At 71.5% G+C, this 22,032-nt stretch carries 21 protein-coding genes and 1 pseudogene; 11 read left to right on the plus strand and 11 right to left on the minus strand.

What is annotated here, in order from left to right:
- Positions 1-106: 106 nt before the first annotated feature.
- Entirely contained in the window at positions 107-937 is an 831-nt protein-coding gene (locus ACFY8W_RS23510; RefSeq protein ID WP_391108466.1) for a glycoside hydrolase domain-containing protein, read from the minus strand.
- Positions 938-1,337: 400 nt separating this feature from the next.
- On the opposite strand from ACFY8W_RS23510, the gene ACFY8W_RS23515 reads away from it, so the two are divergent.
- Positions 1,338-2,246, plus strand: a complete 909-nt coding sequence (locus tag ACFY8W_RS23515) for a hypothetical protein (RefSeq protein WP_391108469.1) — start codon at positions 1,338-1,340, stop codon at positions 2,244-2,246.
- 211 nt (positions 2,247-2,457) lie between these two features.
- Here the strand turns inward: ACFY8W_RS23515 and ACFY8W_RS23520 are convergent, their stop codons facing one another.
- Positions 2,458-2,673 carry a hypothetical protein gene (locus ACFY8W_RS23520; protein WP_391108471.1) on the minus strand — a complete coding sequence of 72 codons (216 nt, stop codon included), beginning with the start codon at positions 2,671-2,673 and terminating at the stop codon, positions 2,458-2,460.
- 545 nt (positions 2,674-3,218) lie between these two features.
- Here ACFY8W_RS23520 and ACFY8W_RS23525 point away from each other — a divergent pair.
- Positions 3,219-3,929: an alpha/beta fold hydrolase gene (locus ACFY8W_RS23525; protein WP_391108474.1), complete on the plus strand. Its 711-nt coding sequence runs from the start codon at positions 3,219-3,221 to the stop codon at positions 3,927-3,929.
- Positions 3,930-4,381: 452 nt separating this feature from the next.
- Entirely contained in the window at positions 4,382-5,536 is a 1,155-nt protein-coding gene (locus ACFY8W_RS23530; RefSeq protein ID WP_391108477.1) for a hypothetical protein, read from the plus strand.
- 294 nt (positions 5,537-5,830) lie between these two features.
- Here the strand turns inward: ACFY8W_RS23530 and ACFY8W_RS23535 are convergent.
- Positions 5,831-6,364 (minus strand): annotated as a pseudogene (locus ACFY8W_RS23535) (LysR substrate-binding domain-containing protein); the annotation flags it as partial.
- Between the two features lie 558 nt (positions 6,365-6,922).
- Between ACFY8W_RS23535 and ACFY8W_RS23540 the strand changes: the two are divergent.
- Entirely contained in the window at positions 6,923-7,282 is a 360-nt protein-coding gene (locus ACFY8W_RS23540; RefSeq protein ID WP_391108480.1) for a hypothetical protein, read from the plus strand.
- Positions 7,283-7,433: 151 nt separating this feature from the next.
- On the opposite strand, the gene ACFY8W_RS23545 is transcribed toward ACFY8W_RS23540, so the two are convergent.
- Together ACFY8W_RS23545 and ACFY8W_RS23550 are read right to left on the minus strand one after the other, a co-directional pair.
- The gene (locus ACFY8W_RS23545; protein ID WP_391108483.1) at positions 7,434-8,120 is read right to left on the minus strand and encodes a hypothetical protein; all 687 of its coding nucleotides are present in this window, start codon (positions 8,118-8,120) and stop codon (positions 7,434-7,436) included.
- Between the two features lie 11 nt (positions 8,121-8,131).
- Positions 8,132-8,440 carry a hypothetical protein gene (locus ACFY8W_RS23550; protein ID WP_391108486.1) on the minus strand — a complete coding sequence of 103 codons (309 nt, stop codon included), beginning with the start codon at positions 8,438-8,440 and terminating at the stop codon, positions 8,132-8,134.
- Positions 8,441-8,653: 213 nt separating this feature from the next.
- Here ACFY8W_RS23550 and ACFY8W_RS23555 point away from each other — a divergent pair, with 213 nt between their 5' ends.
- From ACFY8W_RS23555 to ACFY8W_RS23565, 3 genes are all read left to right on the plus strand, one after another.
- Entirely contained in the window at positions 8,654-9,199 is a 546-nt protein-coding gene (locus ACFY8W_RS23555; protein WP_391108489.1) for a hypothetical protein, read from the plus strand.
- An 87-nt stretch (positions 9,200-9,286) separates the two neighbouring features.
- Positions 9,287-10,027, plus strand: a complete 741-nt coding sequence (locus tag ACFY8W_RS23560) for an SOS response-associated peptidase family protein (RefSeq protein WP_391108492.1) — start codon at positions 9,287-9,289, stop codon at positions 10,025-10,027.
- 363 nt (positions 10,028-10,390) lie between these two features.
- Positions 10,391-10,861, plus strand: coding sequence for a hypothetical protein (locus tag ACFY8W_RS23565; RefSeq protein ID WP_391108495.1), 471 nt, complete (start codon positions 10,391-10,393; stop codon positions 10,859-10,861).
- 73 nt (positions 10,862-10,934) lie between these two features.
- On the opposite strand, the gene ACFY8W_RS23570 is transcribed toward ACFY8W_RS23565, so the two are convergent.
- Together ACFY8W_RS23570 and ACFY8W_RS23575 are read right to left on the minus strand one after the other, a co-directional pair.
- Positions 10,935-11,090, minus strand: coding sequence for a hypothetical protein (locus tag ACFY8W_RS23570; protein WP_391108498.1), 156 nt, complete (start codon positions 11,088-11,090; stop codon positions 10,935-10,937).
- Positions 11,087-11,476, minus strand: coding sequence for a metalloregulator ArsR/SmtB family transcription factor (locus ACFY8W_RS23575; RefSeq protein ID WP_391108501.1), 390 nt, complete (start codon positions 11,474-11,476; stop codon positions 11,087-11,089). Before ACFY8W_RS23575 ends, ACFY8W_RS23570 begins: the two co-directional genes overlap by 4 nt.
- A gap of 87 nt (positions 11,477-11,563) precedes the next feature.
- Between ACFY8W_RS23575 and ACFY8W_RS23580 the strand changes: the two genes are divergently transcribed.
- The 3 genes from ACFY8W_RS23580 to ACFY8W_RS23590 all read left to right on the plus strand — a co-directional run bounded on the left by ACFY8W_RS23580 (position 11,564) and on the right by ACFY8W_RS23590 (position 15,903).
- The gene (locus ACFY8W_RS23580; RefSeq protein ID WP_391108503.1) at positions 11,564-12,052 is read left to right on the plus strand and encodes an ArsI/CadI family heavy metal resistance metalloenzyme; all 489 of its coding nucleotides are present in this window, start codon (positions 11,564-11,566) and stop codon (positions 12,050-12,052) included.
- Between the two features lie 290 nt (positions 12,053-12,342).
- Entirely contained in the window at positions 12,343-15,726 is a 3,384-nt protein-coding gene (locus ACFY8W_RS23585; protein ID WP_391108506.1) for a hypothetical protein, read from the plus strand.
- Positions 15,727-15,765: 39 nt separating this feature from the next.
- The gene (locus tag ACFY8W_RS23590; protein ID WP_391108508.1) at positions 15,766-15,903 is read left to right on the plus strand and encodes a hypothetical protein; all 138 of its coding nucleotides are present in this window, start codon (positions 15,766-15,768) and stop codon (positions 15,901-15,903) included.
- Between the two features lie 51 nt (positions 15,904-15,954).
- On the opposite strand, the gene ACFY8W_RS23595 is transcribed toward ACFY8W_RS23590, so the two are convergent.
- Together ACFY8W_RS23595 and ACFY8W_RS23600 are read right to left on the minus strand one after the other, a co-directional pair.
- Entirely contained in the window at positions 15,955-17,277 is a 1,323-nt protein-coding gene (locus tag ACFY8W_RS23595) for a hypothetical protein (protein ID WP_391108510.1), read from the minus strand.
- A gap of 216 nt (positions 17,278-17,493) precedes the next feature.
- Entirely contained in the window at positions 17,494-18,111 is a 618-nt protein-coding gene (locus ACFY8W_RS23600; protein WP_391108513.1) for a CGNR zinc finger domain-containing protein, read from the minus strand.
- A gap of 103 nt (positions 18,112-18,214) precedes the next feature.
- Between ACFY8W_RS23600 and ACFY8W_RS23605 the strand changes: the two genes are divergently transcribed.
- A complete protein-coding gene (locus ACFY8W_RS23605) occupies positions 18,215-19,066 on the plus strand; it encodes an SDR family NAD(P)-dependent oxidoreductase (protein WP_391108516.1) in 852 nt (283 codons plus the stop codon).
- Positions 19,067-19,360: 294 nt separating this feature from the next.
- On the opposite strand, the gene ACFY8W_RS23610 is transcribed toward ACFY8W_RS23605, so the two are convergent.
- Both ACFY8W_RS23610 and ACFY8W_RS23615 read right to left on the minus strand, forming a co-directional pair.
- Positions 19,361-21,430 (minus strand): SpoIIE family protein phosphatase, encoded by a 2,070-nt coding sequence (locus ACFY8W_RS23610; RefSeq protein ID WP_391108518.1) that lies wholly within the window; start codon positions 21,428-21,430, stop codon positions 19,361-19,363.
- A 197-nt stretch (positions 21,431-21,627) separates the two neighbouring features.
- Positions 21,628-21,885: an SHOCT domain-containing protein gene (locus ACFY8W_RS23615; protein WP_391109634.1), complete on the minus strand. Its 258-nt coding sequence runs from the start codon at positions 21,883-21,885 to the stop codon at positions 21,628-21,630.
- Positions 21,886-22,032 lie beyond the last annotated feature (147 nt).

A 22,032-nucleotide genomic window follows, 5' to 3' on the forward strand; every position in this document is an offset into this window, starting at 1 on the left:
GTACGGGTCCGGCCCTGGCACCCCCATCGGGGCCGGATCCGTACGCCGCTCGCTGTCCGCCGCCGCCGCTCGATGCCGGCGCTGTGCCGCTGCGGACGCCGGCCGGTCAGCCGATGATCGCGACGGGGGCGTCCCAGGCGTTGCGGTCGACGGTGAGGGTGTGACCGCGTCGGGTCTCCTTGCTGTTGGCCTTGTACTGGTGAGCGCGGCTGTGGTCGGTGTAGAGCTTCGGGTCCCAGGGCCAGTCCTTCGTGGTGGTGTCCTGGCCGTTCCACAGGGCGTACCAGAGGTTGCCCGGCAGGTCCGTGCGGTCCTTGGCCGTGGCGACCGCCTTGGCGCTGGAGCTGCTGAAGCCGTAGAGACCCGCGCGGTAGCTCTTGGCGCGAAGGGTCCTGGTGAAGGACCGCACGTACGCCAAGGTCGCGTCGTTACAGGCCTTGTCGGCGGTGTCGTACGCCTCCATGTTCAGGTAGATCGGACTCCCGGTCTTCATGCCGAGCGCCGAGGCCTTGGCGATGGCGTCGTTGGCGTTGCTCGCGCCGACCGAGGCCGCGGTGGCCGACGTGAACCTCTCCTTGTTGCCGCTCTTCTGGCAAGGAGGCTGGGCCCCCACGTAGAGGGGGATGATCCGCCAGCCGAGCGTGTCGACCGACTTCACCCAGGACCTGGTCAGGTTGGGCTGGGCGCAGCCTCGGTTCCTGCCGCCGACGTAGACGGCGACACCGCCGTAGTAGGCGTCCTGCTTCCATGCCTTCATGGCGGTGAGCGAGGGCGCGGTGCAGGTGTCGAATGCCCGGCCGACGTAGGTCTTCTGCGCGGGCCACGCAGAAGCGGCCATCGAGGACTGCGCCGTGATCCCGGCACCGGCGATGACGACGACGCCGGTCACGGCCAGGGCCACGTGCCGGCCTCTCCTGGACAGCCGATGCTTCGGCATTCCCCACCCCTGCTCGTATCCGGTCGAAGTCCTACGGGAGTTCGCTCACTCTATCGGCAGGTGCCGGTACCTCAGCGGCCGTGGAGGGAGGAGCGGGACGCACGTGTGCCGGGCTCCAGCGGCCCGGACGCCGACTGACCGTCAGCCGAGAACGTTCTGAGCTCCACCGGCTCGGACGCCGAGGTGCAGGCAGGCGAGCGCGCCCTGAGCTCCACCGGCTCGGACACGCACCTGCGGGCAGGCGGGCGCCTTCTGAGCTCCACCGGCCCTGACACCCACCTGCCGGCAGGCGAGAGCGGTCAGCCCAGGGCCGAGGGCTCGCCGTCAGGACGCGCGTGCGACATCCAAGTCCCGTCAGGCCGAGCACCGGACGGCGAAGACCACCTGGCACGATGGCGCTATGGCTACCAGCACGCCCCTCTCCCTTTCCGGTCCCGCAAGTGCCGCCGCCCACGCGCGCGCCCTGCACGACTCTCCGGTCGCCCACCTGGGCGAGCCTGCCGTGATCGTCGCCCCGTACCCGCCCGGGGCCGACCGCGCGACCCGGCGCGAGGCATTGCGGCCGGTGTACGAGGCGGTGGCGGCCGAGCTCGGCGAGCCCACCCTGTACGGAGGTTCAGCCGCAGGCCCCAGCGTGCGCTGGCACACCGGGCCGCACGTCGTGCTGCTGGCCGGCACCCCGCAGGGCGCCACGCTCTCGGTGCACACGGCGTCGGACCTGCACGGACGCGAGTACACCGCCGTGGAATCGGGTTCGGTCGGCTGGCGGCCGGAGCAGCCGCACGGCTTCGACGCGCTTCCCTACCTCTGGCTCCTGCACCGGGGGCCGGAGCGCAGCTGGCCGGCCTTCCGTTGGGACGGCCACCACACGGCCGCCTCCTGGGAGCACCTCGAGTCCTCGCTCGAACTGCTCCTGGACTCGTGGATGGAGCAGCTGCCGGTGCAGTTGCCGGGCGACTGGGCGTCCTTCGTCGTCGGATGCTCGCGGGACTGGCCGCGGCACCTGCGGGTCGGTTACAGCCAGAACCGGGGTCAGCTGTCGCTGATGGTGGATCACCGGACGACGGCCGCGGAGCCGGGTCTGGAGGAGATCATGCGGGAGCGGGGCTGGCAGGAGCGCGACGGCGGCTGGTGGCGGGCGGCGTTCGCCGACGAGGACCCCTCGGCGGCCAGGTCGGCGGCCCGGCTCCTGGTCGCCGACGTCCGTGGCCGTGGTTCGGCCTGTCCGGACGAGCTGGTGGCGTGGGAGCTGACGGTCAACGATCACGGCCGTCTGTGGCTGCCGGGCATCGGCATGCCGGTGAACTGAATCCGGCCGGCGCTCCGGCCGGCGCTCTGCCAGGCGCAATGCCCGACGCTCTGCCAGGCGGAATGCCCGGCTCGCTGCAAGGCGCACCGCCGTTCCCGCAGGCACCCGAGCCTCCCTCCGCAATGGCCGACGCGAGAGTCTCGGAGCACGGCGGGGTCGCTCAGGTGCCCTGCCCGAGCCGCCGCGCACCCGCAGGCCCCCGGACCTTCGGCTAGCCGATGTGCGTCTTGACCTGCTCGTAGACCGTCTGGTCCCTGTGCAGGTCAACGCCCAAGCAGGCGCTGACGTTGAGAGCACCGGAGAGGGCCACGCTCTCCCTGGGGCTGATGATCAAGTCACACGGTGAGCGCCAGGTGGCGTAGCGGGCGGAACCGGGCGTCTCGTCACCGGCGTTGAGCGAGTTCAGGAAGTCGGATGCCGGTCGCATCTCGACACAAGGGGCGCCACCGCACCAACGCGCGGTGTCCGTGCCGTGGTTGGGCCCCGCCAGCCCGACCGGCGGCGGTGTTTCACCGCAGAGATGTGACAGCCCCTCGGTCGGACCACGTCGCCACGCACTCCCGAACGCCCCGCCCCCGCATCCGGGTCCACGGCGGCCCGGGCGGCCGGTCGGTGCGCCGCCAACCGCGCGTCCCCGAGCACTCGTTCGCGCGGCACCGGCTTGCCGATCGGCCGCCCGGCCGACGCGACGAGATCCGTGCAGGCCCGCTGGCGGGTCTCAGCCTTTCGAGAGCCTCGAAGCGGGCGACGCCGGTGGGAGAAGGAGCCCAGCGAGCCGGACGGACACGAGACCTCCTGTACCGCCACACCCAGCCACGTGGGCACCGCACCTGGGGTTCGCTTGGGTAGGGTCAGGGCCTGGCGTGCCATACAAACGCCAGCACGTCATGCGGAACGGGATGGGTGGTCGTGACCTTGGATGTCGCTGTGGCCGGCGGACTCACGTACGGAGCCAGTGGGCAGCGTTTGGACGTGTACCGACCCGCGGCGGCATCGGAGGCCTCGCCCGTCGTGCTGCTCTGGCATGGAAGAGGTCCGGACGAGCGGGACGTCCTCGCGCCACTCGCCCGGGCCGCGGCTTCGCTGGGCGTCGTGTGCTTCGTTCCGGACTGGCGGCCCGACGCCGACGACGGCGGCCGGACCCACCTGCGTGAATCCGCGCTCTTCGTCCAGCAGCACGCTGCCGCATTCGGCGGGGACACCGGACGGATCGCACTCGCCGGCTGGTCCCTGGGAAGCAACGCTGCGGTCGCTGCGGCCATGGACCCGCTCGCACTCGACGGCTGGCGATCTCGTGCCGTCGTCGGCATCGCCGGCGCTTACACCCGGCCTAACCCGCTGACAGGCCGCGCCCCGATCGACGAACTGGCGAAGGCGGAGATGACGCTGTCGGCCATCCCTGTCCGACTGGTTCACGGAGCCGCCGATCCGGTCGTGGCCGTCCGGCAATCGCGCCAGTTCCACACGGCGCTACAGCGCCAGGGCTGGCCCGCCTGGCTCGACGAGCCCGAAACCGATCACGCCGGTGTGATCATGACCGAGTACGACCCGGGGTCCCAGCGTTGCCGTCCGAGCGACACCCCTCACGTCGTCGAAGCGGGAATGCGGACGGCCCGCCTCCTCGCCGACGCCGCCCACCTCACACCCCTCGAGTGCCAAGCGGCCCCTCAGCCGTCCGCCTGAGCGCTGTCGCTCGGCGTTCTCACTCCGACCCGCTCCGCCCGGCTCCGACTCATTCCGGCCCACTCCGACTCATTACGACTCACTCTGAAACGGCCCACACGGGTCTGCGGCGCGGTCGCGTCGGCCTCCTACTCCGCTGTCGCGTCCAGGCTGCCGTTCGCACCCAGGACCGAGCCCGCGGCACGACCGATACGACCGGCCGGGAGACCGGCGAGCTGCCGGCCGTAGGCAAGGAGCGCCCTCTCAGGATCAGCGCACGCCTTCCCGTACGCGCCCGGGCCGACGCGGCGCGCGTACACGGGGAGCGGTTCCCCGCTCGTCCATCTCGCGGTTCCCCGAGGTCGGCGGCCGGCCGTCAGGCGGTGTCACCGACCGGGTCGGCGGGCTGGTGGACTCGACCGCCGGGCCACGGACCATACTGGTCGGGCCCTGATCACCCACTGGACGGTTCCATGGCCAAGAGCAGCCCTTCATCGACCACTGCCCCCGACACCGCCTGGCTCGCACGTGGGCGTCACCTCGGGCCGGAAGCCGAGCGGGACGTCCGGCGCAACTTGATCGCCCTCAAGGCGGCCGGGGTGATCGACGACTTCCTGGACCTCGACCCGGTCGAGGCGGCCCGCTCGACGGATCTGTTCCCCCGGGACGCCTCCGCCGATCCCGGTCCGTCGGCCCGCCGTCTCTTCGAAGCCCGTTGGCGGGTGACCGACGGCGCCACCGTGCGCGCCCAGCTCACCACGTACGAGCCGGTGTCCCGCCGCGGCGACGGCGATGACGAGGTCGCCTGGGTGCTCGCCGCCGAGGCGGAGCGGCCGTGGGATGCGCGCTGGCTCTCCCCCGCCACCGTGTTCTGGCCCGACAGCGACCGGGTCGCCTGGGATCACGACAGCGTGTCGGGCGTGCGTCTACGGGCGGCGAATCACCTGCCGAAGGACGACGGTGAATTGCGCCGCATGCTGCGGGAGTGCGCCCGGCAGAGCTGGTTCATCCATGTCGTGGTGCACGAGGCGATGACGCCGGACGCGCTGGGGCGACGACCGGTCACGGCGTTCCTGCCGCCGGGCCTGAAGCACCGGGTGGTCGAGCACCGGGCTACGCCGGAGCAGGCTCTGATCGCCGACTTCGCGCTGAAGCGTGAGCTGGGTGTCGGGCTGCCCCGCGGCGGTGCCGTCGTCCTGCCGTCGACACCGCAGGTTGCAGGCTACGAGGCCGAGCGCTTCACCGTACGCGACGTCTTCCTCGACGGCACGGAACCGACCGAACTCCTCTGCAAGATCACGGAGTACGCCTCCCTGCCGCGGCCGCTGCCGACCGACGCCGAAGCGGCCCTGACACGCCTCCGCCAGGGCTGGCACCTGCTCACCCAGGAGGAGGAGCTGGTCCACGCTCGGGCCATGGTCACCCGGTACGCGAAGGCGCTCCAGGCCATGACGGAGTCGTGCGACCTCTACCGCGAAGCAGCCGAATCGGCGCTCGCCGCACTCGCCGAGGCAACCGGGAGAAGCGGCCCGCCCGAGACACCCGCGCCGGCTGCGGCCGACCAGGAGACCGCGCCACGGAAGGCCTTCACGAAGAGGCTCCCTCTCTTCCGAAGCCAGAACCGGTGAGGAGAGCCACGGGTGACTCCGGCGCTGTCCTCTGGGTCGTTGCTCGGTAGGTCGCGGCGGTGCGCGGGCCGACTCTCGGCCCGCGATCTGCCCTGAGGACGAGTCGCTCGTCACCAGGGCGCGGAGGGCCGTCGGTCCTCGCTGCGTCTTCGTCGACCGCTGTGCAGGTCGCCCACCACTGGTCGAGGAGGCCGGCAGGGCCGTGGCTTGCCGACGTGGACATCCGGGGGAGCTCTGACCAGAGATCGCCTGCTCGGTGACGGACGGATCCGAACGCACCGGTTGACGGGCCGTTCAGTGACGGTAGGCCGCTGCCGCGATATCGATGAAGGACCGGATCAAGGGGTTGGTGTCACCTTCGTTGCGGACCGCCACCACTCGGCTCGGCCCAATGTCCACCAGCGGCACCACGACCAGCTCCGCGGGCAGGTCGTGTCCGAGCGGGGCCAGGCCGGCCGTGCCGTTCCACAGCACGGCGTGCAGGCACTCCTGGACGGCGCGCACCAGCGGGCCCTCGCGCGGCGTGCCACCGTTCCAGTACGCCTGCCAGATCGGGTCGGTGCCCTGCGGGAACCGGAACCGGCGGCGGTCGCTCAGCTCGGCCGGCCGCAGCCGGTCCCGGCCGGCCAGCGGGTCGTCGGCGCGCAGGACCACGCCGACCGGGTCGGTTCGCAGCGTACGCGCCGTCAGGGCGGTCTCGTCGAAGGGCGCCCGGGTCAGGGCGACGTCGCCCAGTCCGGCGCGCACCCCGCACGTCGGGTCGGTCAGATCGGTGTCGCGGATGCGGATGTCGACGCCGGGGTGGGTCCGGCGGTAGACGGCGGCCAGCCACGGTGGGTGCGGCGGATCCACTGCGGCTCGACGGGCAGGCCCCCCACCTGAAGTCCTGGTCAGCCAGGTGCTTCTCGCCGTGATCGCGGACTGTACCAACGCCGGTGCGCGGGGCGGCAGATGAACCGGCTTGGGTGGGGATGGGGCGCCCCCGGCGGCAGCTCCTGCCGGTCTTCGGCCCGATTGGGCGGACGGTCTGCCCACGTTTCGCCCCGTGGAGCCGGGCGCGGCTCTGGACCCGGCTCCACCGCGTCGTCCTCGATGAGCCGGGCCCCGTGGGGCACTGGACTGCTCGCGGTGCGCGATCGACTCCGTCAGCATGCGGGCTGCAAAGGGGGCCTTGGACGGGACCGGATCCGACCGGCCGTGGCAAGCCCAGATCGAAGGATCCACTTGGATTTCCGACCGGACCGGACTGCGGCTCTCTCTTGGCACATCTCAGGCGCGAACCTGCACGGCAGCAAGTCCTGGCGGCCCCGGTGTCGGGCCGGCCAGGGCCGGGTATGCCCCGACCCGGCAACACCCGGCAAGCGGGCGGAGCGACAAGGGGCTGGCATGAGACGACGCGGGAGCGTGGACAAAGGCTGTCTGGCTATCGCGCTGGTCTTTCTGCCCTTCGCCCTCGGGCTCGGGTACGTGCTGGTGATGGTGGCCTGGCGGCTCGGGCGCTACCTCTGGACCACGGGCGGGCCACGGCTCGCCGCAGGTGACCCGGCAGCGTGGGCCGTCCTCGGCATGGTCCTCTTCTTCAGCGCGGTGATCGCGCTCATCCACTGGCACGCCGGCCGCGACGGCGGACCCAACCCCGTCCCCGGACGAGCCGTCCACCAAGGGGAAGACTGGTACTGGGAAGCCGACCCGATCGAATACCCACCCCAACAGAAATCCGACACCCGACACCCACCGCCCCCGTAACCCGCCCCCCGATCACTCCCTGAGTCATCCCCGGATCGCAGCCGCAGCCGCAGGGACGTTGCAGCGGAGGATGTAAGCCCTCTTGTCCAGGTGCTGCCGGAACGGCACGGAGAGCGCCCTGGCAGTTGGAGCGGGGAGGCGGTCGCGACCGTCATGCGCGGGGGCGAGGTGTCGGATCCGACCGGTCACGCCCAGATACCCCGGCCGGCGTGTTCCGCCGCAGCCACGCGAGGGCTTGGGCGCGACGATCGGGTGGAACGTCCGCCCCGCTGACCTCCCAGTCGATCATGCGGCGTACGGGCACCGTGTCGCCCGGGTCGGGCACAGCCAGGGTGCCGATGCCGTCCTGCCAGGTCGTCCCGACCACGCAGACGGTGCTGTCGAGTGACAGCATCGCGAATTCCGGCCGTCCTGCCCGCGAGCCGAGCAGACATTCCTCGTACCCGCTTACGGATCTGCCCCGCGGGATCGCGCACGCCGCGCCCATGACGTCCCAGGTGTCGAGAAGCCGGACCCGGCGCCACAGCCTGGGCTGGTCGACGTCTCCCCGCGGGTTGTACCGGTGGGCGGGAAGGGCGAGCAGGAACTCTCGGTTGGCATCGAACAGACCGAAGGATGTGGCCAACTCGTACCAACCCCGGTTGGCGTGCTCGATGAGGTGCGGCTCGCGGAAGTCGGTGAATGCATCTCGTCGGCCGGTCTCCTCCTGAGTGCAGCTGACCGTCGCACTCACGACGGACACCGGCAGGACCACCTCCGGCACGCCGCCTTCAAGCACCTCCACGCCCGCCCGCCGCAGCGGGGCGTACACCTTCCGGTACGTCTCCTGCCTGCCCATGCCCTCCCCTGTCACGGTGGATCACCAGCAGACGATACGCAGCCTGCCGAGTGGCGACTCCAGGGGCCGGCCGGTCCGGCGAGCGGAGCGGCCATGAGGAGTTCCAGCACAGCCGGCAGGCCTTCGCTCTTGCCGGTCTCGGGCGGGTCGAGGAAGCGATGGCCGTGGTCGAAGCCCACCCGGATCCGTGGAGCGACACCTGCATCGTCAGGTCCCGTCTCCTCAGCACCGCCGGCCACCTCGCCGCTGCTGCCGCAGAACTGCGGGACGTCGGCACGGTCAAGGCACGCGGGGAACTGTTCGAGGTCCTGGTCCGGCAAGGGAGGCTGCGGAGGCCATGGCGGCCCACCCCATGGTGGCCGAACAGCGGGCCGCCGCAGCAAGCGTCCGCCGCGGCCTGGACCTGCTGCAGAAGACGCAAACGGATCTCATCGAACGGCTCGTGCCAGACGGCCGGACACTTCCTCCCCTTCGTCGGCAGAGCCGCAACCCTCGTCCGAACACCGCCGACTCCCTCGCACTACTCTCCCGGCATGACCAACGAAGCTGCCGTTTGGCAGCGGCTCGCCGCCCTCCTGCCGCCCGACGACGCCCAGGCCGTCGTGGACTGCTGGGATATCGGCGAACAGGAAGGCGGCCTCGAACTGCTCGTCTCCGCCCTGCTGCGGCACCAGGTGCCCATCGACGAGACCACCCGGGCCGAGATCGCCGTTGTCTGCGAAGCCTGGGGCATGTGGCCGCTTCCTCTTGCTCCGCGCCTTTCCCAGTGCCCCGGCAGCGGCACCGCCTCGGTCCTGCAACTGATCGAGAACCCGGTCAGCGCGCCCCTGCCCGCGAGCACAGTCGGCCTGGGCGATCAGCTCGTCCTGGTGCCTTGGATCGGCTGCACGGCGTGCGGCCGGACTCTGGCCCGCGTCCACGTCCTCGAGCCCTGGGGCATGGCCCTCAATCCCGAGCACTACGTCATCGTGGACACCGGCCAGGGCGCCGCTGGCCGCCTCTTCGCTCAGGGAGACGGCTGGGACGCGCTGACAGCACTCCGCACTTCATGCGACAAACCGGAGCGCGCTCAGCCATGAGAAACGACTTCCAAGGCGGCTCTGGCGCAAGGACCAGCGCTACACCGACACGCTCGCAGCACGCGTGGACCGTGGCACAGTAGGTCCATGTGCGGTCGTTACGCCTCCACCCGCAGCCCCGAGGACCTGACCCGGCTCTTCCAGGTCACCGACTGGCGCCCCGACGAGACGCTGGCGCCGAGCTGGAACGTCGCGCCGACCGACCAGGTCTACGCCGTCCTCGAGCGCACCGCTCGCGAGGAGGACGGCGGCGGTGAGGTGCGCCGTGAGCTCCGCGCGCTGCGGTGGGGGCTGGTGCCGTCGTGGGCGAAGGACCCGAAGGTGGGCGCCCGCATGATCAATGCCCGGGTCGAGACGGTGCACGACAAGCCCGCCTACCGCCGCGCGTTCGCCAGACGGCGCTGTCTGCTCCCGGCCGACGGGTTCTACGAGTGGGAGCCGGTGAAGGACGAGGCGACGGGCAAGGCCCGCAAGCAGCCGTACTTCATCCAGCCCGCCGACGGGCAGCTGATGGCCATGGCGGGCCTGTACGAGTACTGGCGCAACCCCGACATCACGAACGACGACGATCCCGACGCCTGGCTGACGACCTGCACGATCATCACCACCGAGGCCACCGACGCGGCCGGCCGAATCCACCCTCGTATGCCGCTCGCCCTCGCCCCGGACCACTACGACGCCTGGCTCGACCCCCGCCACCACAACACCGACGACCTCCGCGGCCTGCTCACCCGGCCGGCCGACGGCCGACTCGACGCCCGGCCCGTCTCCACGGCCGTGAACGACGTCCGCAACAACGGCCCGCACCTCCTCGCCGAAGTCACCTGACGCACTCGTGCAGTCCCGCGCCCCGCCAGCCCCTTGGTCCCGTAGTCCCGCCGCCCCGCCGCCCCGCCGTCCCGCAGACCCGCCATCCCGCAGACCCGCCGTGCCGCCGTCCCGCCGTCCCGTCGTCCGCCAGTCCCGAGTCGCCCAGTCGCCCAATCGCCAATCGCCAATCGCCAATCGCCAATCGCCAATCGCCAATCGCCCAGTCTCGCGCTCTCGCAGTCCCAGGAGGGAGCGGCTCGGCCCTGGTCGGGCGCGACACGGACTCCGCTCAGCGCGGGCCAGGAGGCCTCCCGGGCGCGCGGCGCTGGGCTCCGGGAAACCGCTTGGCGGCGGGCGCGTACGCGCCTACCGTCGTGCGTGATGGAGATGGTCTTCCGGAAGCTGCCGGGCAATCAGCACGAGATTCTGGTCCGCGCCCGCAAGGGGCCGGACGTGAGGCTCCCCGCCCACCCGGACGGTCCGAGCATGCCGCACGACCTGGTGCACGCCGTCGTGGAGACCGCCCTCGGCATCGAGGACGGGTTCTGGGGCGCGACGGCGCGCGGTGCCACCTTTCAGGGCTTCGAGCTCGTCGCCCCGGGGCGGCACCGCCGCTCGGGGGTGAAGGTGCTGCGCCGGGGTGGCAACGCCGTCATGGCGGCCGAACTGTCGGTGAACTGGGCCTACCGGGTCTGGCGCGGCCTCCTCACGGAGGGCCGCGGTGTGGGCCCGGCGCCGCTGGACGCGCAGGCGCTGGCGAGAACGGGGCCTCGACTGGACGCGGCCGCCGTCCGCTGGGCCGCGGTCCGGGAGGGCGGGGAGCTCCTCTGGCGCTGGGGCTCGGACCACTAGAACCGAGCGCCCTGCCGGGCCAACTCGTACTCCCTCAGTAGCCTGATCCTCGGGAAACGCCCAGTCCGGCTGGTCAGGAGACGGCGGGGCTGCGGCGCTCCAGCAGAACCACGTCGCGCCACAGGAGCGTGGTGGCCTGGATGCCGGATCCGACCACGACGGCGGCCAGCGCGCCGGTCCCGACGAACTCGACCGCGGCCCGGCGTGCGAGCGACGCTGTCGCGGTCATCTCGCGCCCTCCGCGGTGGTGGCGGTGTCGGCCGGGGTCTGGAGCGGCGCGGACAGCCTGGCCAGCGCGGCGGGCAGCACCCAGTAGTAGACCCAGGTGCCGCGTCGCTCGGAGCCGACCGGGCCGGCCTCGCGCAGCACCTTCAAGTGGCGCGAGATGGTCGGCTGGGAAACGTCGAACGGGCCGGTCAGGTCACGGACGCAGGCCTCGCCGCCGTCGTGGGAGGCGATCAGGGACAGGAGCCGCAGCCGCACCGGGTCCGAGAGCGCCTTGAACATCCTCGCCAGGTCGGCGGCGACTGCTTCCACGAGCGGCTCGCGGACCATCGGCGAGCAGCACGCCGTCTCGCCGTCCTGGCCGAGCACCTGCGATCCGGGATTCGACATGCGTCTATGTTGACAGCCATCTATGCGGCGAGGGATGCTTGCTGCATAGACAGATATCGAAGCAAGACCTGGGTCAGGGAGACCGCCATGTCCCGTGTTCAGCTCGCCCTGCGCGTCGCAGACCTCGAAAGCTCCGTCGCCTTCTACTCCAAGCTGTTCGGCACCGAGCCCGCCAAGCGCCGCGACGGCTACGCGAACTTCGCCATCGCAGAGCCCCCGCTCAAGCTCGTCCTCATCGAGGGCGAGGGCGGCGAGGACACCCGCCTCGACCACCTCGGCGTCGAGGTCGCGAGCACCGAGGAGGTCGCCGCGGCGACCGGCCGTCTGCAGGAGGCCGGTCTGGCCACCTTCGAAGAGAACGACACCTCCTGCTGCTACGCGCTCCAGGACAAGGTGTGGGTGACCGGCCCCGGCAAGGAGCCCTGGGAGGTGTACGTCGTCAAGGCCGACGCCGACACCCTCGCCAAGGACGGCGCCGCGCCGGAGACCTGCTGCACCGTCCGGGAGCAGAGTCCCGACCCGGCCCGGAGCCGGGCCGGGGCGCGGGCCGCCGACGGCTGCGGGTGCGGCAGCTGACGCCGGCCACCGCTCGTTCTGCATCGCTGCTCCGTCGTGGCCGGTGACCCGGGCCCGCGCCGAACGCTTCATCGCGACGTGCCGGAAGGTGGCGGACGAAGGCACCGGGGCGCGGGGCGCCATCGGCCGAAGGCCTCCACCGCGGCGCGAAGGAGGCCGCTGTTACGATCATGGTTTCGGACAGGCGGTGGGAGACGGGAAGCGCCGGAGGGGGCCGCGCGGAGTACGCGTGGAACGAAGGCCACCCGTCCCCCGCCTGATCAGGCCATTCGGAGGGGACTTCCTTGAACATGCACGCCCGTAGAGCGTCGCTGGCCGCAGCCACCGCCCTCGGCATCACCGCCGGCATATCCGGTACGGTCGCGGCGCCCGCGGCAGCGGCCCCGACGGTCACGACCAGCACCACCGCCACCGACGAGGTGGTGATCCCGAACCCGGGCCGCGAGCAGCCGCGCGTCGACTCCCTGAAGCACGCGGGCCCGACCGGTTACGCGCACACCCTCGAAGGCACCGGAACGGTCTGGACGGACTACGCAACGGGCGCCCACACCCCGATCAGCAATGCCCAGACCACCGGTCACTCCGGTATCCACGCGACGATCAGCGCCGAGCCGTCGGACCAGCCGCGCACGGTCACCATCGCCGGCGTGGGCTCGGGGGCCAAGAAGAGCATCACGCTGCCCGGCGGCCAGGTGTGGTCCAGGACCTACAACGCCGACACCACCCTCGCCTACACCGCGGACGCGACCGGTCTCACCTCGCTCACCCTCTACCGGGCGGGCGAGGACGGCACGACGATCGCGCAGCCGATCGCCGAGGTCCCGAAGGGGCTCAGCCCGATCCTCGCCGTCAAGCAGGACCTGCGCGGCGCGATCCTCCGGCTGCGCCCCACGGCTGACAGCACGGACGGCGGCACCTATCTGCTCGACTACGCGACGGCCACGGTGAAGCCGCTGCCGGCCGCCATGGCGACCACCAGCTGGTACGTCCTCGGCGACCGCCACGTCGTGTACTACCCCGGCAACGGCAGGCCGCTGATCTCCGTACCCCGCGACAACCCGTCGGCCCAGCCGGTGGAGACCGCACTTCCGGCGCCGGTCGGCAACGAGGGACCGGGCCTGTACTTCACGGTCACCGGCGACACGGTCGTCTTCCAGCGGAACCTGCTCTACCCCGAGAACGGTTACCTCGCGGGTCACACCCTGCGCTCCGTCCCCGTCGGCGGCGGCACGGCCACCGAGCTCCTGAAGTACGCCCAGCAGGGCAGCTACGCCATCGCGCCCGACGGCAGCGTCCTCGTCGCCGGCGGCAGCAGCACCCTCGACTGGGCCCTCCACCGGATCTCGGCCAGTTCCGACGGCACGCCGCAGGCGACCCCCGTGCGCGACATCCCGCCGATGCCCCGGAAGGTGACCCACCTCGCCCTGGGCGGCGACCGGCTGCACTACCTCAGCCCCACCGACCGGGACGGCATGGTCGAACTCGCCGAGGTCGACACCAACATCGGCGGCACTCCCGCCTCGACGGCGCCGAAGACCCGTTTCCGCTTCCTCGGCGCCGCCCCGTCCGGGCTCGCCTCGCTCGGCGACGGCGACCCGGTCGTCGCGTGGCGGAACAGCGTGATGCTTCCCACCAGCACGTCCTCCTTCTGGCCGGTGGAGGGCATCCCCGACGGCGCCTCCGTCGTGGACGGCGCGGGACGCTTCTTCCTCGCGAAGGCCGGTGACACGACCTACGTCGGCGACCTCGAGAAGCGCTACGCGGGCGAGTCGGGCGTCCTGCTCACCCTGCAGAACTCCCCCGCCGCCCTGTGGGACACCAAGTTGTGGAAGCCCTCCGCGGCCACGGGCAACCTGGTCAACTCGTACGACCTCAAGACGAAGACCACCTCGACCGCGATCGACCTCACGTCCGGCTGCCGGCCGACCGAGCTCCAGGCCTCCGCGGGCCGCTGGCTGTACTGGGCCTGCGGAGCCGAGAAGGCCGGCGTCTACGACCTCACCCTGAAGAAGAGCGTCGCGGTCCCGGTCGGCGAGGCCCTGCTCGGCGACGGCTTCGTCGTCCGGCACGAGGGCGACAAGCTCAGGCTGACGGACGCGGCCACCGGGCAGACCTCCGACTTCGCGGACCTGCCCGCCTCGGCAGACGGCTCCGGCCGCAGGACCACGTGGACCGTGGACAAGTTCGGCGGCGGCGTGGCCTTCCTCGACGCGGCACGGGACGTCCACGTCAAGCGGGTCGGTCTCGCCCACCAGCCCCTGGCCATGCTCGACTCCTCCGTACCCGCCCTGTCCTACGCCGACCTGTCCGGCGTCGAGCCGGAGAGCACCTGGGAGCCGGTGTGGCGCTTCTCGCGGCCCGTCTCCTGGGAGCTCAAGGTCACGAAGGGCGACGGTCAGGTCGTCCGTACCTTCAGCGGGGCGCACGGCGCCGGTGCCGCCGTCCGCGTCGAGTGGGACGGCAAGGACTCCCGGGGCCGCGGCATCGAGTCCGGCCAGTACCGCTGGGAACTGATCGCCCGTCCGCTCGACGGCGTCGGGTCGGCGCAGTCCAAGTGGGGCGCCTTCGACGTCTACGGCAGCTCCCTGAGCACCGTCCCCGGCACGTACACGCCGGTGACGCCCGCCCGCCTCCTGGACACCCGTTCCGGGCTCGGCGCGCCCAAGGCGAAGGTCGGCCCGAACGGCACGGTCCTGCTGAAGGTCGGGGGCCGGGGCGGGGTGCCCGCCGAGGGACTCACCTCGGTGGTGCTCAACGTGACCGCCACGAACGCGACGGCCGACAGCTTCGTCTCGGTCTACCCGTACGAGACGGTGCGGACCTCGGCCTCCAGCCTCAACTTCAAGGCCGGGAAGACCGCCGCCAACCTCGTCACCGTCCCCGTCAAGGACGGCTACGTCCAGCTCTACAACAAGAACGGCTCCGTCGACCTTCTGGCCGACGTCGCCGGCTACTACGCCGATGGCACGGCCGGTTCCTCGTACGAGGCGGTCACGCCGTCCCGTCTGATGGACACCCGCACCGGGACCGGCGTGCCGAAGGCGAAGCTGGGTGCCGGGCAGACGGTGACGCTGTCGATCCCCGACCCGAACGTGACCGCCGTGGCCATGAACGTGACCGCGACGAACGCGACCGCGACGAGCTTCGTCGCCGCCTACCCGTACGGCGCCACCCGTCCCGACGTGTCGAACCTCAACTTCACCGCCGGGCAGACCGTGCCGAACCTGGTGATCGTCCCGGTCAAGGACGGCAAGGTCACCTTCTACAACCGGGCCGGCTCCGTGGACCTCATCGGTGACGTCGCCGGCTACTTCAAGCAGGGCACCGGCTCCGTCTTCACCGGCATGCAGCCCAAGCGCCTGATGGACACCCGCAACGGCACCGGCGTGCCGAAGGCCAAGGTCGGCGCGGGGCAGACGGTGAGCCTGACCGTGGGTACGAAGTACAAGGCCGTCGTCCTCAACGTGACCGCGACGAACCCGACCGAGGCGAGCTTCGTCTCCGTCTACCCGTACGGCACCACCCGCACCTCGGCGTCGAACCTGAACTTCACCGCCGGGCAGACCGTGCCCAACGGGGTGATCGTCCCGGTCAAGGACGGAAAGATCACCTTCTACAACAAGAACGGCTCGGTCGACCTGATCGCCGACGTGACGGGCTACTACACCGACTGATCCGCTCACGCGGAACCGCAGGGCCTCATGATGGACGCCATGGACGACGAACGGCGTTTTCAGGAGGCCCTGCGGTCTCTTCGTGTCCGGGACCCCGAACTGCCCGGTGCCATCCAGCGGTTCCGCCTCCTCTCCGGCACCGTGCTCACCGGCTTCCTGGGCGAGCGCCAGGAGTAGCCGGATGAACGTCGACGACCTCCTCGTGGCGACCGACTGGCTCCAGCCCCCTCAGCTGGTGGCGGGCGAGACGATGGACCCTTGGTCCTTGGGAACGGAGAGAGTGCCTGGGCACGCGGGGTCGATGACGACCACTTCGAAGGGCCCGTTCGGGGGAGGGACCTTCGCATCGATCCGCAGCGCCTTGAGCGCACGCCCGACGCAGGAAGGAGGGAGCTGCCCGGCGATGTCCGTGTCCTTGTTGACGGTGATCTCTGCCGCGGTGCCGGGCTGCCGCTCGGCGCTCTGGGCCGAACCGTCCCCGGACCCTTCGGTCGGCAGGACGTAGGCGTAGAGAGTGCCGCCGACGAGCGTCAGCGCGGCACCGGAGATCATCAGAAAGCGTGCGAGGCCGAACGTTCCGCGCATCTGCATCATCGCGGACTGGACGAGGACCATCTCCCGGTGCGCGAGGTAGGTGTCCAGTCGTGTCTGCGTCGCGGCCAGAGCACTGTCGGTGGCGGCGTACCGGCGGGCCTGTTCGGCACGCACACCCGCTGCGGCGGCGTAGGCCTCTGATTCCTGCTGGATCCGCCGGTTCAGGTCGTCGGTCAGGCGCTGCTTGTTGGGGCTCCGGTCGTCGAGTCCGCCGACGTCGTCCGCCTGCCGGCGGAGCTCCTCCAGGGTGGTCAGATGCGCCGATACCGCGGCGTCCCCGGCTCTGAGTGCCTCGCCGCGCCGAGCCGCCGCGGTCGCCTGGTCCAGCCGTTCCCTCTCCAGTTCGCCCAGCTCTTTGATGAGGGCCGAGACGCTGGCCATCCCCGGACCGAGGTGCGCTTCCTTCTCCTTGCCGTCGAGCATCGTGGCCAGCTGGATCTCGGCACGCCGACGCGGGCGCCAGCTGGTGGGAAGTTGGTCCCCTCCTGCCCCGGCGGCGTCCCCTGCGTCGCCCCTTTTCTCCTTCGCGTCCTTGACGACCTTCATGGCGGGGCCCAGGCGTTGCTCCAGTGCCCCGAGGCTCGCGTCGAGGGGTTCGGCGACGATCGAGACCGCCCAGATCGCCAGGACGATGCCGGCCGCCGCGCAGACGAGGCCGACCCCCATGAGCCAGAGGTCGGCCCCGGTGATCTTGCCGATGTTCGCGAAGGGCAGGGAGCCGAAGAGCACGAGGCCGACGACCGCGAAGGCCGCGAGGATCCAACGGCTCGTGGCCTGGTAGCTGTGCTTGGCTTGACGCGCTTGGCTCAGCAGTCCACCTGGGTCGAGCATCTGGCTCTCGGCGGCGGACCCGTTCGCCTTCCCTTCCGGCGCCGCGTTCCCGACGAGTTCGCGCGCGGCCCTGAGCAGCTCCGAGGTGGCTTTCAGCGCGGCTGCTCCGCCCGCAGGTGTGGTCATGGCGCACCGCCCTATCCGACGACGGGGCTTGCAATATGACAGGACAAGCGCCCTTACCGATCACGCCGCACCACAGGCACCGTCACGAACCCCTGCTTGGCCGATGCCGGATGAGCCGCGGGGCTTCCCGTAAGGACGACGACGAGGGTGCGTAGCGGCCAACGCTCATGTAGTCGCCGTCGAGTTCACCACCGCGGCGGCCTTGACAGGGCGGGCTCAGGCCTCGGACGGTGACGGCGCGCCGCCGCCTTGGCGCTGCCGTTGGCGGTGTTTGCGCATCGACACCTGCGAGCCGCAGCCGGTGCTGCAGTACAGCCCTCCCCCGTTGCGGGTGCGGTCGAGGAAACCGAAGTGGCACGGAGGGTTCCGGCACGCCTTGATGCGCCCCCAGTCGCTGCTCTGGGCGATCGTCGTCACGGCGGCCAGTACGGTCCCGAAGACACGCGGCACCCCCGCCTGCGGCGACGCCAGTTCGACACCGCCGGCCGTGACCACCGTCGCCAGCGGGTAGAGCGAACCCGCGCGCCGCAGGTGCCGTTCGGCACGCTGCAGCGGCTCGCCCAGAGCCTCGCCATCACCCGAATGCGCGAGCAGCACCGTCACCAGGGCGTCACGCAGCTCGCGCGCGACGGCGGCGTCAGCGTCGGTGGCCACGGTTTCGCCCCCGAACTCGTCGCGCTCCGCCAGCCACGCCGCGAACGAGCCCCCGTCTTCGAACAACTCCCGGCGACCCGATCCGTCCGCGCGGGTGTTCACGAACGCGAGGACGGTCTCGACCGTCGGCGGGACGGCGCGAGGGCTGGTTTCGGGAGATCCGGCTGCCGCACTGCTCATACGTCCACCCTACATCAGTGCCAAGCGAGCTAAGCCGACTAGTGAGCAACCCTTACAGCCAGACGGATTGACTCGTTGCGAGCTAACGGCTTACGGTCGCAACATGAATGAAACCTCCATCACCCAGCAGACCCGTTCCCGCACATGGCTGATCACCGGCGCGACGTCCGGAATCGGCCGCGAACTGACGCTCCAGGCACTGGAGAGCGGCGACGCCGTCTCCGCCCTCGCCCGCGACACCTCTCCCCTGGAAGAACTGGCGGCAGCGCACGGCGACCGCCTGCTGCTCGTCCGGGCGGACGTACGCGACGAGGACGCCGTCCGGGAAGCAGTGCAGGGCACGCTCGCGCGGTTCGGCCGTATCGACGTGGTGGCCAACAACGCGGGATACGGACTGTTCGGAGCCGTCGAGGAGGCCTCCGACGCACAGGTCCGTGCCGTGTTCGACACCAACGTCTTCGGCGTGCTCAACGTGCTCCGCGCAACGCTGCCGGTGCTCCGCGCACAGCGGTCCGGGCACATCCTCCAGGGTTCGTCGGTCTACGGGCAGTCCGCCCATCCCGGCGTCGGTCTGCTGGCCGCCACCAAGTACGCGGTCGAGGGACTGTCGGACGCGCTGGCGGCCGAGGTCGCGCCGCTCGGCATCGACGTCACGATCATCCAGCCCGGGATGACCGCGACGCCCTTCCTTGCCAACCTCGATGTCGCGGCCGGCCTGGGCGACTACGACCAGACCGTCAGAGAGGTCCAGAAGGGCATTGGCGAGATGCCCGCGTCGGCGTTCTCCGACGCGGCACGGATCGCCGCAGGCATCCGGACCGCGGTCGACAGCCCCAACCCGCCGCTCCGCCTGGCACTTGGCGCCTCCAGCGCGACGGGCATGCGCCCCGCACTGGAAGCACGCATCGCGGACCTGGACAGCTGGCAGCACGTGACCGACGGCGTCGACAGGTAGGAGCGAGCCACCGACCCCGCCGGGGGCCATGGCCAGGTCGGAGGCGTCCCGGGCCCTCGTGACCACCCGGCCGCGAGCGCCCGGCCGCGAGCCCGCCCCCGTTCGCGACCGCGCCGGCCGCAAAGGGGGGCGGACACGACCGCCGCGGACGCGACCGCCCGGCCGTGACGAGAGGTCCGGATCCAGAGGCCTGGGGCCAACAGGCGTGGGGCCAAGAGGCCTGGGACGAAGCCACGGCAGACGGGCTTCGACCCAGGCCTCTGTGCTCCCCGGCGGCGACGCCGAGCCCGGCGCTCAGCTCGCCGTGTTGACGCGGGCGATGAGCAGGGCGATGTCGTCGTCCGCGGAGGCCGGGACGAGGTGCGTGAGCAGGCGGTCGCAGAGGGCGGCCAGGGACGGGACGGGTGCGGCGAGCAGGTCGGTCAGTTCGGCCAGGCGTGAGTCGATGTCACTGTTGCGTGCCTCGACGAGGCCGTCGGTGTACAGGACGAGGAGGCTGCCGAGGGGCAGGGTGACGTCCGTGGTCGTGAAGCGGACGCCTCCGACGCCCAAGGGCAGTCCCGGCGTTGCTTCGAGCAGGCGGACGGTGCCGTCGGGGAGGACGGCCGCCGGGGGCGGGTGGCCCGCACGGGTGATGCGGCAGTGGCCGGTGGCCGGGTCGACCACGATGGAGAGGAAGGTCACGAGCATCGGTTCGGCCAGGTCGTACAAGGCGGCCTCCAGCTGGTACAGCACGTCCTCGGGGGCGAGGTCCAGGCGGGCAAGGGCTCTGACGCTCGCGGAAAGCCGCCCCATGACCGCCGCCGCCGCGGTGCCGTGCCCCATCACGTCGCCGATGACGAGCACGGCCCTGCCGTCCCCCAGCGCGATGACGTCGTACCAGTCGCCGCCGACCTCGTTGACATCGCTGGCGGGCAGGTAACGGTGGGCGACCTCGATGCCCGGGGGCGGCGTGATGTGCTGCGGCAGCATGCTGCGCTGCAGCACGGCGGCGGTGTCGTGCTCACGGTGGTAGAGGCGCGCGTTGTCGACGCAGACAGCGGCGCGGGCCGCCAGTTCCCCGGCGAGGGCCACCTCGTCGTCGGTGAAGGGGCCGATGGGGCGCGTCCGGTAGAAGGTCGCCATCCCCAGCACCACACCGCGCGCGGCGAGCGGGGTCATCATGAACGAGTGCACTCCGAGCCGGAGCAGCTCCGCGGGGGTGGTGGAGTGCCCCGCCGCTGGAGCGATGGCCTGCTCGTCGAAGACGGGCACGACGAACGGGCGGCATGCGCAGAGCGCCCGGGTGTACGGGGCGCTGGCGGGAAACGCGAGCGTGCGTCCCAGCGGGACGAGAGCGGCCGTGACGGGTGACCCGGTCAGCGGCGCCTTGGCCAGCCGGCGCAGGGTGGCGTCCCCGACCAGGCCGGCGCCGAGCTCGCCGCCGGCGGCCAGGGTGTCGAGGACGTCGACGGCGACGGCGTCCGCGAGGTCGGGTACGGCGATGTCGGCGAGTTCCTGGGCGGTGCGCTCCAGGTCCAGGCTGGTGCCGATCTTGAAGGTGGCCTCGTTGACCAGCGCGAGGTGACGCCTGCCCGCGTCGGCTTCGAGCTGTGCCCGCTGCTGGGCGGTGATGTCGATCAGGGTGGCGGCCAGCCCGACCGGGCGCCCGTCGGTGTCCTCCAGCCGCACGTACGATCCCGACCACACGTGGTCGTGGTCCGGGTCGGCCGGGGTGCGGCCCGTACGACGCGAGTCCAGGACGGGTTTCCCCTCGTCGAGGGCCCGGCGCATCGCGCGTTCCATGTCGGCGGCGTTGACGTCGGGGAGGATCTCGACGAGCCGGCGGCCGATGTGCGCGGCCTGCGGAAGACCGTTCATCGCCTCCAGCGCCGGGTTGACGCGGAGGAACCGCAGCTGGGTGTCCAGGATCGCGATCCCGACCGGGGAACGGGCGAACAGGCCGTCCCACACCGCCGACGAGCCGCGGATCCTTCGTGCCGCCTCCGCCTCCGCGGCGAACACCAGCACCGTCGTCCCGCCCCGGTGCCGGGCCGGGACCGGACACGCCCAGATCTCCAGATCCAGCGGCCGTCCTTCTCTGTGCCAGGCGGTGACGACGCCCATGACGCCGCGCCCCGTGGCCGCGCCTTCCCACAGCGACCGGCCGAGGCCGCGGTCGGCGCCGGGGTGGAGCAGGTCGGCGATGTGCCGGCCGAGCACCTCGTGCGGGGTGTAGCCGAGCAGGTCCTCCGCGGCGTGGTCCCACCGGACGATGGTCCCTTCCGAGCTGGTGGCCACCACGGCCACGGGCAGGGCACCCAGCCACCCGCCCGCGTCCCGGGCCGCATTCGTGGTCACTTCGTCGAAGGGCACCTGCTGCATCGACACCGCGATCCTTGTCCGTACGGACCCTTGGACGGCTGCTGTCATGCTCAGTATGGCCGGGTGTGCCCGGTTCGTCTCGCGCGATCCAGGCTGCCCGGCTGCTCATCACGCAGGGTCGTGACGTCTTGACTGCGGGTAGGTAACAAGGCGGCCGACCCGCGCGCGCGTCCCTGCCCGCATCCCGGCGCCACCGGCTAAGGCTCCCCGCTCGCGCGCAGGGCGCTCAGGCGCCGGCGGTACTCCTCCTCGTCGATCTCACCGCGGGCCAGCCGCTCGCCGAGGATCTGCTCGGGCGCCGTGGGGCCCTGGCGGACGGGTCGTCCCGCCGCACGGTCAAGGGATCGGAAGATCAACACGACGGCGGTGATGAGGAGGCCCCAGAACAGGACCATCCCGGCCGCCATGGCGAACCAGCCCCACCCGTTCATTCCGTCGCCGTACCAGAACATCATGGCCACTCACGCTCCCGACGGCCGGACCCGCTCGTGCAGGGCGAGGGCGCCCCTGCTCCCGGTCGGTCCGGACACCTCTCACCGTGCCGCGGTCGGGACACCGCGCACAGGGCCCGACCGGCCCCTTATGGAGGCCGGTCGGGTACG

This window comes from Streptomyces sp. NPDC012637 (assembly GCF_042954805.1).
Classification (GTDB): Bacteria; Actinomycetota; Actinomycetes; order Streptomycetales; family Streptomycetaceae; genus Streptomyces.